We start from the raw sequence: 15137 nt of genomic DNA, 5'->3' as shown, positions 1-15137 counted from the left end.
ACTCGATAAGTGCGCATTTTTGCAATCATAGTTTCACTTCTGGTTGTAATACGAACTCTTTGATATACAGGGTTTGTAACAAATTATTTCAGTTAACAGCATTGTAACACTTTGCTGTTTGTGTCTATCCTAAAAATGACTAGGAATTGTTGTGCTACAAGCACATAGACACGGCAATTAGAGAGGTCGGAATTATGCTGACAATGGCAAGACGGGCGCAGCCGAACAAAGCCTTAATATCTGAAAGGATACAAAAGCTCATCAAGGTTTTGTCCAATGGCGTTTATGAAAGAGAAGAAACAATAAAATTGTGCTTGCTTGCCGCTTTAGCTGGTGAAAGTGTTTTTCTATTAGGGCCTCCCGGAATAGCCAAAAGCTTAATTGCTAAACGACTGATTCAGGCTTTTGATAATAGTAAGTTTTTCGATTATTTGATGACTCGTTTTTCTACGCCTGAAGAGGTGTTTGGCCCTTTATCTATTCAAGAATTGAAAGACAATGGTAAATACGTTCGATTGGTCGATGGTTACCTGCCAACAGCGCAAGTGGTTTTTCTTGATGAAATCTGGAAGGCTGGCCCGGCGATTCTGAATACACTACTTACTGTAGTAAATGAACGTACGTTTAAAAACGGCCAGAACATTCTCCCTGTTCCGATGCGCTTACTGATCACTGCTTCCAATGAGTTGCCCGATGAGGATAGTGGTCTTGAAGCGCTCTATGACCGCATGCTGGTGCGTGTGTTTGTTAACCGTATCCAGGAGAAACAAAACTTCAAGTCCATGTTGATGGGGGATGGGCCTTCGGATCAGGAGCTTGAACCAGGCCTTGCAATTACTGACGAAGAATATGAAAGCTGGCAGGCTCATATTGATGACATCAGCTTAACTGATGAGATTTTTGAAAAAATTTATCAGTTGAAAACAATGATTGAGCAGCGAGCTGATGAAGGCGACGGTTTTGCGTCTGAAGATAGCGATTTGTACATCTCTGATCGACGTTGGAAAAAGGCGGCACGTCTGCTAAAAGCCAGTGCTTTCTATAGCGGCCGTGACTCAATCAACCCACTTGACCTACTGTTGCTGCAAGATTGTTTGTGGCATAGCCCTGAATCGCGAAATGTAGTGCGCTCCATTATCCGGGATTTTGCTACTCATAAGGCGTTCAACCAGGAAGCGGCTCAAGAAAATGCTAATGAAGCACAGAAGATTATAGATGATGTGCATGATGAAATTGCCAGTGAATTGTGTGTGACATTTTCTCGTGAAATGAAGATGCGCAAGGAACAATGCAAGTATGACTTTACTGGCGCAAGGCGTTACAACATCAACCATAATCCGCGGATGATTAAGTTAGTTATGTTGCAGCAAAACCCATCGGTCTCAGAGCAGGAGAAAGGAGATAGCCGTTGGGTGTACGTCGATGGCGATGATTTCGAGAAGAAAATCAAAACGGGTCAGTGCGATATTTACGGCTTCGTGAACAAGAATACACACCTGTGTCGCTTGCAGTTTGAAGTTGATGCCCAGCATCGCCTGGTGATCAAAGATATAGCAAATCGTTCTGTATTGGTTGGTGTTACGGGAGCAGAAAGGATCTCTGATGCCAAGCAACAATTGTGGCAGGTTGAAGCAGAAAAGGCCGCAGCTAAGATCGTTGATGCCGAACATAGTTTAAAAATCTCACGTAGTAGTTTCCGCGGTGCACTTCCTCATAATTTTGTGTCAGCGGATCTACCTGCCCTGATTGAACAGAGTATTGTGACTGCATCTGAATCGGTAGCAGAGTTGAAGCTTGTGATAGAAAAAAGTGCTTTTCGCATTTCTCATCTCTCGGAATATTTTGCTTAAGCGAGGGATAGACGATGCCAGTTTCTGAAAGTGTAAACCTCGCATTGATGATCTCTGAGTCAGGCATCATTGATAACGCGGTTCATGAGTTGATGATGCGCCCTCAGCTGCTGATGGCGGCTGAGTCTAACCCCGACATTAAGTCGGCGATGAAGAATCAGATCATCAAGTGGCGAGGTCAGGTACAACAACGCATCACTAAGGTGAATGTAGAAGATTGCATTCACCGGGAGGTTGAGTTGTATCACGAGGCAAGCCAATGGGACCCGGAATTTTTCGCCGAGCAAGTTGATACGCTCGTTAAGCGATTGGAAGGACACTCTTCATTTTATTTCAAGGCGAAGAGTCTGATTGACCGGGAAAACCAGAAGCACAATCCAATGTTTCAGAGTTACTTCTGTAATCAGTGGTATCAGTACTTAGCCAAAGCGTTAATTGAAGCCCAGCAAACCGAATTAGAGCAGCATAAGGAAAAGCTGCTTATCGACTTGTATCAGCGTATCGAAACAATGCAACAGATGCAGGAAGTCACTGAAGCGGGTGATGAAAAGAAAGCTGGCCGTTTATGGGATATGGCCAAAGCCAAATTAACTCGGACAGATGTTGATAGTCTGAAATCTATCGCCAAGTTTTTGAAGAAAAATGATGGACTTCAGGAGATAGCCGAAAAGCTTGGGCGAATGGCTAATGAAGTTGATGATCCAAGCAAGGAACGTGTTCGCTCTGAAGAACTGAAGATGGTTGAGGAAAGGAGTGACAGTGTCGCTGATGATATTGTCGGTGTGCACGAAAGCGATGATTTATCCAAATTATTGCCAAATGAAGCGATGTTCCTTGCCTATCCCGAACTGGAAGTTGTGTTTTATAAGCACTTGGTTGATAAACGTCTCATGAACTACCGGGTGCAGGGTAGCCAGAGAAAACTACGTAAGGTTAAAGCGTTTAAGCGCCAGACCAAGCAGGTAGAACAGGACAAAGGGCCGTTTATTGTTTGTATTGATGCTTCAGGATCGATGAATGGTTTTCCCGAACAATGCGCTAAAGCACTAGCTTATGGCTTAATGCAGATTGCTCTGGCTGAAGATCGTGAGTGCTATGTCATTATGTTTTCGACCCAGCAAATTACTTATGAGCTGACAAAACAGGATGGTTTGAGTGAGGTGCTGAACTTTTTGTCTTACTCATTCCATGGTGGTACTGATCTGGGACCGGTGTTGGATCAGTCGATAGCGTTGATGAGTAGTGAAAAGTATCAGAATGCAGACTTGATTGTTCTTTCAGATTTTATTGCGCCTTCTCAGCCGGAAGAGATGATGAAGCGGATTAAAAAGCTCAAAGAGAAAAGGAACCGTTTTCACGCCGTCAATCTATCGAAATATGGTAACCCGGAGCTGATGACAATTTTTGACCATTGTTGGTCATATCACCCGTCTAAGCTAGGTCGGTTGTTCAAATGGAAATAGTGCTTGTTTGGCAGTAAACGAAGAAAAGCGACCGAATGGTCGCTTTTTTTATGCTTCTTCATAAAGCGTCTCTTTTGGGGGCTGGTGGCTGGTATTGGGCCTTTATTAAAGTAATTTGCCTATCAATAATATATGCCAGTCTTATTTTTGAATGTAATTACATGCATCTAGCAGATTGTTAATGGGTGTGGGCTATGCTTATAGCAGTTGATAACAAAATAAGGAAAGAGCTGAGCCTATGATCCGGCTGAGTTTTTTCTGATGTGGAGGAAGTTAGATGAAGCTTTTCTCTTTTTGTGCGCTGGTATTTGCATTGCTCATGACAGCTTTTTCTGCACATGCCGATGACGTGTGGATTATAGAAATAAAAGGGGGGATCGGCCCGGCAACCAGCGATTATGTTGCGCGTGAAATAGAGCAGGCCGGGAAAGAACAAGCCTCTTTTATTGTGCTTAAGATGGATACTCCCGGCGGACTTGATACCTCGATGCGGGACATTATCCGCGCTGTCACCACCTCTTCACTGCCTGTTGCTACATGGGTTGGCCCTTCTGGATCACGGGCAGCCAGTGCCGGTACGTATATATTACTGGCAAGCCATATCGCTTCGATGGCTCCGGGTACAAACCTGGGTGCTGCAACGCCGGTTTCGCTAACAGGTCCGGGACAGGAGCAGGATGAAGGCAGTAACCCTTTAGCTCCAAAAAAAGAGAAGAAAGAGCAAAAAGAAGAGGAAGCGGCTAACGACGGAAATACCGATGAAGCGGCTAAAGATGATGAGCGTGTTACTGCAAAAACAGCAATGCAGAAGAAAGTCATCAATGATGCCACTGCTTACATTCAGGGGTTGGCAAAGCTTCATGGCAGAAATGAAGAGTGGGCAGCCAAGGCGGTGACTGAAGCTGCCAGTCTGGATGCAGAAAGCGCGCTGGAAAAAAACGTGATTGACTTTATTTCAGCGGATTTAGACAGCCTGATTAATCAGTCCAATGGTCGAACTACAACAATTAACGGTCTGAAAGCAAAAATTGAACTTGTTAATGTTGCTTATATTGAGCGAGAACAAGATTGGCGCTTTCAGCTGCTCTCCGTTATTACCAATCCTAATGTTGCCTATATTTTGATGCTGATCGGTATCTATGGCCTGTTGCTGGAATTTTATAACCCCGGAGTTGGCGTTCCTGGCGTTCTTGGCGGAATTTGCCTGCTACTGGCAATGTATGCACTACAAATGCTGCCGGTTAGTTATGCCGGGCTAGGGCTGCTGTTGCTCGGTATTGCCCTGATGATAGCTGAAGCCTTCAGCCCGAGTTTTGGCATTTTCGGTTTAGGGGGCGTCGTAGCCTTTGTGCTGGGATCAATCATGTTGATGGATACCGAAACTCCGGGATATCAAATTGCCGTTCCGTTAATTGTCGGGCTGACTGTGGTATCGGCGATGTTTACCTTTGTGATCCTTGCTTTGCTGTTGAAAACGCGACGTCAGCCAGTAACGACTGGTGTTGAGATGTTACTCGGCCAACACGCGACCGTTGTTAGCGGCTTTCCAGGTAATGGCATGGTATTGGTAGATGGAGAAATCTGGCAGGCAAGGTGTGAACGACCGTTAGAAAAAGGACAAATAGTAACGGTTAAGAAAGTGTCGGGGTTACATCTAGACGTTGAAGATAGTTACTGTGATTCAACAGGCATTGATAAGGAATAATTTATGGTTACTTATTCATTTGCAACGATAATCGTGCTGGTGTTGGTTTTAATCATCAGCATGTTTAAAGTGTTACGCGAATATGAACGTGGAGTGGTGTTCTTGCTGGGGCGTTTTTATCAGGTAAAAGGACCAGGCTTGATCATCATCGTTCCAATCATCCAGCAAATGGTACGGGTAGATTTACGTACCATTGTTTTGGATGTGCCGACACAGGATTTGATCACCCGGGATAACGTGTCAGTGCGGGTTAACGCAGTGGTTTATTTCCGGGTTGTTGACCCTAAAATGGCGATCAATAACGTAGAAAATTACCTAGAGGCGACGAGTCAGTTGTCCCAAACGACATTGAGATCTGTTCTTGGCCAGCATGAGCTGGATGAATTGTTGTCTGCAAGGGAAGAGCTCAATAAAGACTTGCAGGTTATTCTGGATCAGCACACTGATAACTGGGGGATCAAGATTTCTAATGTCGAAATAAAACATGTTGATCTTGATGACAGTATGGTACGAGCATTAGCTCGCCAGGCTGAAGCCGAGCGTTCACGTCGTGCGAAGGTGATACATGCAACCGGTGAGCTTGAAGCATCAGCGAAGCTTCAGGAGGCGGCGAAAGTTTTGAACAAGGCGCCGAATGCTGTTCAGCTTCGTTATATGCAAACACTGACTGAAATTTCGAATGACAGGACAACGACAATCGTTTTCCCTATGCCAATAGATATGGTTGATAAGCTGTCTGCTGCATTTGTTTCGCCTAAAGAAGAAAAAGGCGGTTAACGATCAATAATTTTGCTGGCGACCATGTATTGGCTAATACAACATATTGATTAATCCATGAATGGTTGCCGGCAAAGTAAGCTGAATTTCCTCATGATTTTTGCAGCATAAATGTCTGGTATTCCAAATCCTCAAACTGCCTGTCTAATAGAATAAGCCCAGCGATTGTTGTGAGCAGCATAGTTATCGCGAAGCCATAGCCATAATAAACCGGGCCTAAATCTATGCTGTAGTGCGCCAGGAAATAGTTACTGGCTGCCATCAACGCGGTGAGGATAAGGGCTGCGTACCGCTTATCTAAGTAATACATGACGTTAAGAATTGCCATTACCAGTACTTGCAGGCTAACGCCGACTAAATCTACGTGTAGTAGGTGCAGATAGGCGAGATCTATATCCAGTGCCAACAGAATATCTTCAGCCCACAGTAGTAATAGTGCCAGGGTCATCCCTTGAACTTTGAAAATTTCATAAATACTTTGCCGGCAGGCAAGTACCATTTTGTCTTTAAGCAAGTAGATGGAATCGAGCGTCGCGCCTTCCCGCACTGCATCATAGAATTTGAGGCAGGCATCAGCGAAGTCGGTTTCCATACGCAGCATAAAAACCGCCATGCCAGGTACAATTGCCAGATAAGCAATGAATATAGGAAGGTCATAAATGTATGACGCACGGAAAAGTGCTATAACTTGATGGGAGGTTTCTTCACGAAACCAGAAAACGAATTTATCTAACCAGACTCCGAGGTTATAGAGTAAGCCGCAAAGAATGAGGGAGAAAAAAGTTTTTTTGCGGCTAAGGAAGTCGAATGAAATAAGGCGTTCTGCAGGAAAATCTCGGATAACATGGTAGAGAAAAGCGAATGTCAGTAATGCCTGGCTGATACAGAATATCAGCATTAAGCCTAATAAACCGAAAGGTGGAAGAACCAAACTTAAAAAGATCATCATGCTGTAGCTGATTACCATGGTGAAAAAGATACGGTAATACTCCTTCATACCACTAAGAAAAATGATAATCAGCCATTGATTACAGAGCAGTATAAACGAGGTGAAAATCGTAATTCTGACGGCGGGTTCAATTTCTGGCGACATTGCCAGTATGCCTCCCCCAATGATTCCCGCAATAAGGCTGGTAACCAGCATGGAACCAAGAAGGTTGGGAACAATTTGGTGCTCATGTCGGGAAAAAATCAAATCTGATATAAATCGTGTCAGTAAAAGCTGGAAGAGGCCGCTAATGATCAAAGAGCCGGCCATTAGATAGGTCACAATAACCAGAAACTGGATGATAACGTCATTAGGAAAAATAACCCCGAGGCTAAGTATACCGATGACTAGCAATGCCAGAATAGAGAGTACCCATGGGCCAGAACTGATCAGTCCTGCCAGTCCGTAGGCTTCTACTATGGAAAAAAGTGATTTTTTTTTGAGTATTTTTCTCAACTCAAACCCTATGCCAGCCATGAATAGCCTCCTTATATAAACGTCGGTAAGCATCGTACATCAAGCTTTCGTCGTAGAAACGGGTGACACGGGCTTTCCCTATATCTCCGATTTTGAGCCAGGTGTTTTTGTCACTCAGTATTTTTGCAATCGCTTGGGCACCATCAATTGGACTGGCAATAGGAATGATTTCACCAGCCGAGCCAATTGCGGCATCTTCACCGGCGGCACCATCAATGATTTCTCGACAAGCACCTACTTCAGTTGCAATACAAGGGATACCCGCTGCCATAGCTTCAAGCAGTACCAGTGGCTGGGCTTCACTGATTGATGTGAGCATCATAATGCCAAGTTTTGGTAACATTTTAGCGACATTCTGGCTTCCTACCATTTTGATGTTGTTGTCTAGTCCCAGACTTTCAATCAGCAGTTCGCATTCATGGACATAATCTGGGTCTTCCTCTTTGGGGCCGATAATCCAGCCCTCGAGTGTCGGTATCTCTTCCATAGCTCCGCGAATAGTTCGGATGAAGGTTTTAATGTCTTTGATTGGAACAACTCGGCCTACCAAGCCGACAACCATAGGTGGGGAGTCTGGCCTTTGTTTGTATGCTTCATGGAAACGTTGGGTGTTAATGCCGTTGACGATTACCTTGGTTTTATCTTCTGGTGCACCATCAATATGTTGGCGCTGTCTGTTACCTTCAAACAGTGCAACAATCCTGTCTGCCTGGTGATAGGCGGATAAACCCAGTTGTTCAAAGAAGCGAATCCAGGTTTTTCGTGTCATATCCATATCTTTATGCATACTGATATCGATAAGGTTGTGTCGATCTTTGATCCAGTTAGCCTGTGCCAGATCTATTTTTCTCTCTTTAGTGTAAATACCATGCTCAGTAAGCAGGTATGGCTGGTGGGTTTGTTGTCGGCACAGGGAACCCAGGAATCCAGCATAACCTGTCGAGATGCTGTGAAACACCTTAGCTTTGGGAAGATTCTGTGAAATCTGGGATAGAATAAAAAGAGGCTGAAAAATATTACGGTAAGTCCAAAAGTAATCGACAAAAGACTGGTTTTCGGCAGATTCGAGATACTGATTTGTTAGCACATCCCATGATGCCCGGCTGTAAAGAAAATCAGCTAAACTGAGCTGGCTATCTTTTCCTAACAGGTTTGCTGTTGTTATTAATAATTCATTGGGGATTGGTGTTTTTTCTTTTGTAAAATATGAAAGGAATCGGCTCCAAACCTGAAATTGATTGGTTTTGCCGGAACGGGGTTTAGGTTTGATTTTTTCTTGACTAGATAGTAAGTAATGAACCTCGAACCCTACAACATTATCGGGAAATTCATAACGAGGGCCACTATAAAAATCAGGATGGCCTCCAAGGAAGATTAAATGGAAGGTAAATTCGGGGAGCCCACTGATAATCTGATGTACCCAGCTGGATACACCGCCTCGAACATATGGATATGTACCTTCGAGCAAAAGACAAATATCGACATCTTTGGTCATGACCAATACTCCTTAATTTGGCTTAATTGCTCGCCTTTTTGTTTGGGAAAGAATGAAATGTAATACCTTGCTTTTTGATAGTCCTTTGTGATGTAGGCGGCTTCGGCCAAATAAGGTGCTACTTGTTTTACCAACAACCCGCCATTTAGAGCTTCAGTCAGATAAATCATGGCTTCTGCGGCTCTTTTCTGTTCTAGCATTACTCGGCCTAGCAATAAATTACAAGAGGCCCGGTTTTCTATATTATTGGCTAATTTAAGGTAGTGCTCAGCTTGTTCAAGGTAGTGTTTCTTTATAATTCCTTCAGCGATACCTAAATAACAAAGCTCCCAGTATTGCTGAGCGATGTCGAAGGCTTTGCCTGGGTGTCTTTTGTGCTCTAGCTGCTTTTTAAAAAGTACGATGGACTCGTTGATTTGAGCTTCAACGCCTTCTAATGAAGCATAGGCGAGGAGTCGCACGTCATCAGAAAGATCTTTTAGAGCTAACTGCAATAAGGGAACCGCTTGCTGACGGGGTAAATGGCGGATAGCACCAACGGCAAGAAGTCGCCTGTCCGGGTCATTATTGTAGAGCAGGATATCGCGGAGGGCTCCGGTACCGAATTGTACATCCAGAAGTTCCCCGGGGTTTTGCGGTAATGGTGCTTCTTCGCATTCTTGCCATGTAACCGGGCTTTGTTTTCTTGGCAGATGGAGTGCAATCAATAATGAACAAGCAGTGCCGATAATGCCAAAGAGTGGCAGCAGGAAGTTAATCAAAAATAAAAATGACGCAGAGCCAAACAGTGGAAATTTGAATTTGTTAGGCAGCAATAACCAGCTTAATGCAGCAAAGCTGGCACAGGCGATAGCATGTGACGCGAAGAAGGTGAGCCACATGGCAGTAGTCATTTCGGAATCAAAGACGACATAGAAGCTAATACCTTCAAAAGCTATCGTCTGAATACATAGCCAGGTCTTCATCAAAGGCTCCTAATTCGTTCATTAGAGATTTAATTTGTTTGTTATCCTGATCTAGTGAAAATGGGCCGAGGATGTCGATGTCATTATGTTTCTCGTGAAGATGGCTCTTTAATATTTCACGTAGCCGTGTTACGTATTGCTGGGCATCGTAAGTAGTGGTCAGAGGAAGTAATACCGTTAGGGCGGGTTGCCCTTGATTAGTTTGGCAACTCCAGTACACATCCGCACCACGGCGATAGTTGATTATTGAATCCAGGATGTCCTTGTGATCCCCTTGGATGTCAATGCAGGCTACCAGTGCTGTATTGGCACCGTAATGACGTTTGTTATATTCAGCCCGATCCAGATAACGCAAGAATAAGTTATTTTGATGGCGTTGAAGTACGGGAGCGACGATAGCATCGCTAAGTAAATCGGCGGCATGATTTGCCACCAGCGACAGTAAAGCAATGTTGGCAGGGGTTAACATATAGAACTTCGTGCTTTCGGCAAGAACAATAGCTTGTAGTCTTTTTTGTGTATCCAGTAATGGGATACATAATTGGTAACGGGATTTATGGGTCATGTTCTCGCCCAGCTTTGCTGGAGACAATAGTTTTCCGCACTTCAGCATGTCGAGCAGCATTGGGTCGTCAGGAATCATCTGGTGGTGATCTCCCAATATAGCTTGTGCTTGATCATCCACTTTTCCATCAATGACTCTATAGATACCGGCTACTTCAAGACCACCAATATTTGCAAGCAGGTTGAGTAGCGGCAGGCCGAGCTGATCGAGTCGATGCTCACCATATTGGCTGGCAATTTTCTGGAGTTCATTAATACTGGCGCGAAGGCTGACAGTTTGGCCCGCTGTGCGTTGCTCCAGCTGATCGTGTGAAACTTTTAGTAAATGGTAGTGTTGGGTAAAGCTGTCAAGCCTCTGATTCATATACTGATGATCAAGAATGTGTTTTTGATTAATATTGCGCCAGTAGTCGTGAAATTCTCCTGTAATCATTGTTGCCAATACTGTTCCAACGGCTATCGAGAAAGGGAAATATTCGAGATGACCTGTGATATTCATAATACTGGCTAAACCGGCATTCATTAGCAGGGAGCAAATAATACCTTTGGCAAATCCATATCTAAGAGCAATGAGCAGAGGTCCAAACATAGGCCAGAAGAACTTATGTTGGTCCAATGTCGGGGTGAGAAAATCCGATTGTGCCCAGACATAGATAGATATGACCGAAACAACGGTCGTTTCCAGCCAGGCGAAGCCTTCCTGTTTAAAACCGATAAGAAACCGGTGCCATAATTTGTTCATTGGTGACCTTTTAGTGGGGCTTATTTCATTATTTTTGTTCGATGTTCAGGCCTTCCAGTAATTCTTCAATAACGATATGGCCGGTACCGCTGACACTTTCTCTTCCCCATCCTCCACGAGTTCCTGTGGCACGCCAGTAGGTGGTTTTACTTTTGGCTGATTTTACTTCTAGGGTTATGCCTACGGCAGGTTCACCGTCGAGGCCACTTTTATAATGCCATTCTTCAACAGAGCCGGTAATGATGTAGTCGACAGGTTGGGAGGCCAGCCAGGTTTGTGCTGCACGCCGTTTTTCCATGGTATCTAAAATACTTGCGAGATCATTGGACTGGCTGGCAGGGTACATCAGAGCATTAATGCCTTTAGCATAGAGTTGTGCATTAAGAATTTGTTCTGCTTTCTCTGATGCAAGTGGGGTGTTGGAATTGTTAACCATTGGCATAACAGCCCAGTTGCTATCAGCCTTAAAGGCAGGGCTTTCAGGCACCTGATAGCTGGAGCAGGCGCTGAGTGCCAATGAAGTTGCGATCAATAGTGTCCGTTTCATCATGTTTTTCCTTAGAAGCTGTAGTAATAACCCATTGAAAGTTTGAGAGACTGATCGCCATTTCTGTCTTGGCTTTGCCAGTCTACAGATAAGAAAAGCTCATCATTGCCAACCACACGCCAGCCGAGTCCAGAGCTTAAGGTCATATCTAGCTGACTGTTGGTAACGTTGTAACCCAATGAACTATCAATCCAATACCGTGGAGACGGGACAGTAGCGCCGGGAATGCCGGGTTCGCCATGCCATACCCGTTGGCCCAATGCTAAACGTTGATATTCATCTTCGATGAAATCACGACTGGTTAGCTTGGTTTGCCCTTGATGCCATGTGTTAACGCTGTTTAGTGGCTTATCGCTTAAATCGACTTTTTGCATGCTAAGGGAACCATAGATTTGCCAAGCCGGATCAGCGAAGAAAAATTGTTCAGCTACTCGGATGTTGAAATCCCAGCCTTGACCGATCTCATCATTAAATCGGGTTGAAAGATCGTGCCAGTTCAGTTGTAGTGCGATTGACTCGCGTGCGGTAGGTTGATAACCAAGAGAAAGCCCTAGCTTGTTCGTTTGACCAGCAATAGCCATGAGCTGGCTCGCCTCTATATGACTATTAATCCCAAGATTGACCGCAGCATTCCAGTAATTATCGACAGGCGCTTCATAACTTGCAGTCAAACCGAGACGTTGATCACCAAGGCCTTCGGCAACATCAAAGCCAACTTTCCATGAGGCATCAAGTTGTTGATATTGGTATTGGCCACGCAGGCGAGTTTCGCTGGTGATATCGTTTCCTTGTAACTGCTCCGGTGTGCCAGCGGACTGGAAGTCTGTCCCCAGGCGCCAATTGCCGTGTTTGTGCGGTGAATAGTAATCAAGGCTGAATCGGGTAATGTCCCATTGGCTGTTGTGATTGACCTGAGAGCGAATGCTGTGATTTTTATTTGGGTGCTGGTTGACATGGATTTTCAGTAATTGATTTTCAGCTATTTGATCGGCCTGATTTCCCAAATTATTCTGGCCATGTTGCCATGCTTTCTGGTGTTGACCGATTAATTGAAGCGCTCGGTTTTTGTCCGCTACGGGTAGATTCAGGCTGTTTACCAGCAACTCTTCCATAGTGGCGCGGTCTTGTTGTTGAATTGCGATAGATAGTTGTTGCCAGCCTGGAAGTTTGTAGGTCTTAAGCGCTGTTCTCCTGTGCCAAAACAGAACATTATCGGCTTGGTTATTAGCAAGGAAATACTGGAAAAACTCTTCTGTGCGGCTATGGCTTGGAGCTTCTAATGCAGCTTGAGCGGCAAGCCTTTCTGCAAATTGCTCTCCAGCAAATATATTTACCAATGAGCGATAGGAGATATCGCCATCTTTTAGCTTTAGTAATTCATCGACAAGTTGGTTAGCGGCATATCGGCGTAGCTTGAATGCCTTGTCATACTGGCTTTGAATATCTAGTAAGCTTGCATAGTTGAGGATAACGGCAACATCTGTTTGTCTGTTATTAAGTAATAGTTGTTGATACCAGGCTTCAGCTTCCTGATTTCTGCCTAATTGCTGGGCTGCGGTGGCAAAAACAAGCCATAAGCTTTCGTTACCACGTAACTCTGTTTTGTAGTGGTTATACGTTTTTGCGGTTTCTTGATGGTTATCTGTGTTGATTGTCAGCCAGAGAATACCATTGATGACAGATGCATTTTGCGGTGACTGCTTGAGAGCTTGTTGATAAAGAGCTAAGGCTTTGTCAGGTTTATGGTTTGCGATTGCTTCCTGAGCGCGGTAGAGCAATATGTCAGTTATGTTACTCAGCTTATTGTCGGAACTTGCCAGATGAAGCAATTCATAAAAAAGTGAAGAGTCATCTTGTTTTTCAGTAGCCCTTAATGCTGCGAGGAAGGCGTCTTGGTTACCTTGGCGATGATATAGCGTAATTAAATCGTCAATGTTTTTACGAGAAAGAGGGGCATTGATACGTAAATATCGGTATAAGTCGATATTGTCGCTATTGGTTTCCATCAATTGATGTTGAGCCTGTTTGGCAATCTCTCGATTACTCGTTTCCCAAGCGAGTGATAATACGGCTTCGAGATAATCTTCATCAGCATCGCGCCATTTTGATGGTGTAGTTAAAGCAGCTAATGCCAGTTTGGGCTGAAAAGTTCTTATATAGGCATCTGAAAAACGTAGTGCCTCACTAGTTGTTGGTTCACGAAGGCGAGTAAGCTGTTGCCATTGCTTTATGACTTCATTGTAGTTTCCTTTGTATTCATATAGGCGAGCCTGATGGTTAATAAGTTCTGTCTCTTGTGGGCGCATTGCTGCAAGGCGTTTTACGCTTGAGAGGGCACGGTCGGTTCCTTGAGCTTTTTCAAGTGCATTTAACCAGTTGGTATATTCCGAACGTTTGATTTGGTTTCTGTTTACAAGGCGCTCAAAAAACACACTCTCGAAATAGATATCACCTAGTGCCCGTGATTCTTCAATACCCGCACGAAGTTGATGGTCTGTTGGGTGATAAGCCAAGAGTTTATGACTAAGGGTTAATGCATTCTCGATATCACCTTGCCAGCGATAGAGGTCGTGTAGTCTGGTTATCGCAGAAGGCGAGTCGCTGTTTTGCACTATTTGGTTTAACAGAGACACAGCCATGTGAATATTGCCATTATTTAGAGCAAGCTCGGCAGTACTTGCACGTAATTTATCGGTTGGCTCAATATCCAGTAGTTTTTGTGATTGTCGTAAAGCGACATTAGGGTTGCCTATCAATTTGGAGTGGTCAATTGTTAGTTTGAGATAGTCAGGATCTAAGCTTATTTTTCCTTTATACGCGTTAATAAATTGCTTACTCAGTTGCGGGGAATCAGATGTGACGAATAGGTTTAGTAACTTCTGGGCTTCATCGAGGTTTTCAAATTCCCTGAAAGCATCAAACTGCAGCTTTAGTGAATTCTCATAATCTGAACTTTGCAGTGCTAATTTGATTAACTCGTTGTAACTTGTTTCTCCGCTGTGTAAGTGTGGGATTAACAGCTCGAACCCTTTTTCCGTCATTGAAAGCGAAATTGCAGCATCTGCATATTTACGAGCTAAATCGGCTTCAGGAATATATTGGATCGATTTAATTAAGTGTCGTAGTTCTCTGTTTGCGCTTGTCTTGCTATCCGTTTTTTCTTGGTAAGCTTTTTCAAGCAGTAAGCTAAGATAGACGTCAAAGGCTGCCCAGTCTTTGGTTCCATCTTCTTTAGTGAGTATGTTGGCTGTTAGTTCCAGTGCGTCATCAAGTTCACCAAGTTGCTGGTAGTTATTGATGATTTGCTGGATGATTTCTCTGTTCTCAGGCTCCCTGATGTACATTTCATGAAGAAATGCTAGTGAGACCTCCGGTGAAGTTGAACGTTCAATCAGTTTGGTTAACATGTCTTTACTGGGCGCAACCAGCCACAACGCCCATAGAGATGTGAGCGTTAAAATCACCAAAGTAAGCGTATTGGTCAGCCTTAGCCTTGGCTTCTTTGGTTTATTCGTCTGTGGTTTATCGCTAAATAATGTCATGTTGTCTGAGACGGTTACCTTT

The 15137-nt window shown here is 44.1% G+C and carries 10 protein-coding genes; 4 read left to right on the top strand and 6 right to left on the bottom strand.

The features are described from left to right. The first annotated feature begins 194 nt into the window (after positions 1-194). From Q0852_RS02170 to Q0852_RS02155, 4 genes are all read left to right on the top strand, one after another. The gene (locus tag Q0852_RS02170; RefSeq protein WP_299013349.1) at positions 195-1850 is read left to right on the top strand and encodes an ATPase RavA domain-containing protein; all 1656 of its coding nucleotides are present in this window, start codon (positions 195-197) and stop codon (positions 1848-1850) included. A gap of 14 nt (positions 1851-1864) precedes the next feature. Next, on the top strand, positions 1865-3313 hold the full coding sequence (gene viaA, locus Q0852_RS02165; protein WP_299013347.1) for an ATPase RavA stimulator ViaA: 1449 nt from the start codon (positions 1865-1867) through the stop codon (positions 3311-3313). Between the two features lie 277 nt (positions 3314-3590). After that, positions 3591-5018, top strand: a complete 1428-nt coding sequence (locus Q0852_RS02160) for a nodulation protein NfeD (protein ID WP_299013345.1) — start codon at positions 3591-3593, stop codon at positions 5016-5018. 3 nt (positions 5019-5021) lie between these two features. After that, positions 5022-5795 (top strand): slipin family protein, encoded by a 774-nt coding sequence (locus tag Q0852_RS02155; RefSeq protein WP_299013343.1) that lies wholly within the window; start codon positions 5022-5024, stop codon positions 5793-5795. A 91-nt stretch (positions 5796-5886) separates the two neighbouring features. On the opposite strand, the gene pelG is transcribed toward Q0852_RS02155, so the two are convergent. Genes pelG through Q0852_RS02125 form a run of 6 tightly spaced genes read right to left on the bottom strand, consistent with a single transcriptional unit; the run spans position 5887 to position 15115 of the window. Beyond that, positions 5887-7260, bottom strand: a complete 1374-nt coding sequence (pelG, locus tag Q0852_RS02150) for an exopolysaccharide Pel transporter PelG (RefSeq protein ID WP_299013341.1) — start codon at positions 7258-7260, stop codon at positions 5887-5889. Next, complete coding sequence (gene pelF, locus Q0852_RS02145; protein WP_299013340.1) at positions 7241-8755, bottom strand: GT4 family glycosyltransferase PelF; 1515 nt, start codon at positions 8753-8755, stop codon at positions 7241-7243. Before pelF ends, pelG begins: the two co-directional genes overlap by 20 nt. Beyond that, positions 8752-9720 carry a hypothetical protein gene (locus Q0852_RS02140; protein WP_299013338.1) on the bottom strand — a complete coding sequence of 323 codons (969 nt, stop codon included), beginning with the start codon at positions 9718-9720 and terminating at the stop codon, positions 8752-8754. Before Q0852_RS02140 ends, pelF begins: the two co-directional genes overlap by 4 nt. Continuing rightward, positions 9683-11026, bottom strand: coding sequence for a PelD GGDEF domain-containing protein (locus tag Q0852_RS02135; RefSeq protein WP_299013337.1), 1344 nt, complete (start codon positions 11024-11026; stop codon positions 9683-9685). Before Q0852_RS02135 ends, Q0852_RS02140 begins: the two co-directional genes overlap by 38 nt. A gap of 28 nt (positions 11027-11054) precedes the next feature. Then, positions 11055-11576, bottom strand: coding sequence for a hypothetical protein (locus Q0852_RS02130; RefSeq protein WP_299013335.1), 522 nt, complete (start codon positions 11574-11576; stop codon positions 11055-11057). An 8-nt stretch (positions 11577-11584) separates the two neighbouring features. Next, complete coding sequence (locus Q0852_RS02125) at positions 11585-15115, bottom strand: tetratricopeptide repeat protein (RefSeq protein WP_299013334.1); 3531 nt, start codon at positions 15113-15115, stop codon at positions 11585-11587. Between the last annotated feature and the right edge of the window lie 22 nt (positions 15116-15137).

Source organism: uncultured Photobacterium sp. (assembly GCF_947502415.1).
Classification (GTDB): Bacteria; Pseudomonadota; Gammaproteobacteria; order Enterobacterales; family Vibrionaceae; genus Photobacterium.
Note: the sequence above shows the minus strand (reverse complement) of the source record. Positions and strands in the feature narration are given on the sequence as shown.

Bases quoted from the DNA above. Each gene is read 5' to 3' on its own strand.
- Q0852_RS02170 (WP_299013349.1), top strand. From the start codon at position 195: ATGCTGACAATGGCAAGACGGGCGCAGCCGAACAAAGCCTTAATATCT.
- viaA (WP_299013347.1), top strand. From the start codon at position 1,865: ATGCCAGTTTCTGAAAGTGTAAACCTCGCATTGATGATCTCTGAGTCA.
- Q0852_RS02160 (WP_299013345.1), top strand. From the start codon at position 3,591: ATGAAGCTTTTCTCTTTTTGTGCGCTGGTATTTGCATTGCTCATGACA.
- Q0852_RS02155 (WP_299013343.1), top strand. From the start codon at position 5,022: ATGGTTACTTATTCATTTGCAACGATAATCGTGCTGGTGTTGGTTTTA.
- pelG (WP_299013341.1), bottom strand. From the start codon at position 7,260: ATGGCTGGCATAGGGTTTGAGTTGAGAAAAATACTCAAAAAAAAATCA.
- pelF (WP_299013340.1), bottom strand. From the start codon at position 8,755: ATGACCAAAGATGTCGATATTTGTCTTTTGCTCGAAGGTACATATCCA.
- Q0852_RS02140 (WP_299013338.1), bottom strand. From the start codon at position 9,720: ATGAAGACCTGGCTATGTATTCAGACGATAGCTTTTGAAGGTATTAGC.
- Q0852_RS02135 (WP_299013337.1), bottom strand. From the start codon at position 11,026: ATGAACAAATTATGGCACCGGTTTCTTATCGGTTTTAAACAGGAAGGC.
- Q0852_RS02130 (WP_299013335.1), bottom strand. From the start codon at position 11,576: ATGATGAAACGGACACTATTGATCGCAACTTCATTGGCACTCAGCGCC.
- Q0852_RS02125 (WP_299013334.1), bottom strand. From the start codon at position 15,115: ATGACATTATTTAGCGATAAACCACAGACGAATAAACCAAAGAAGCCA.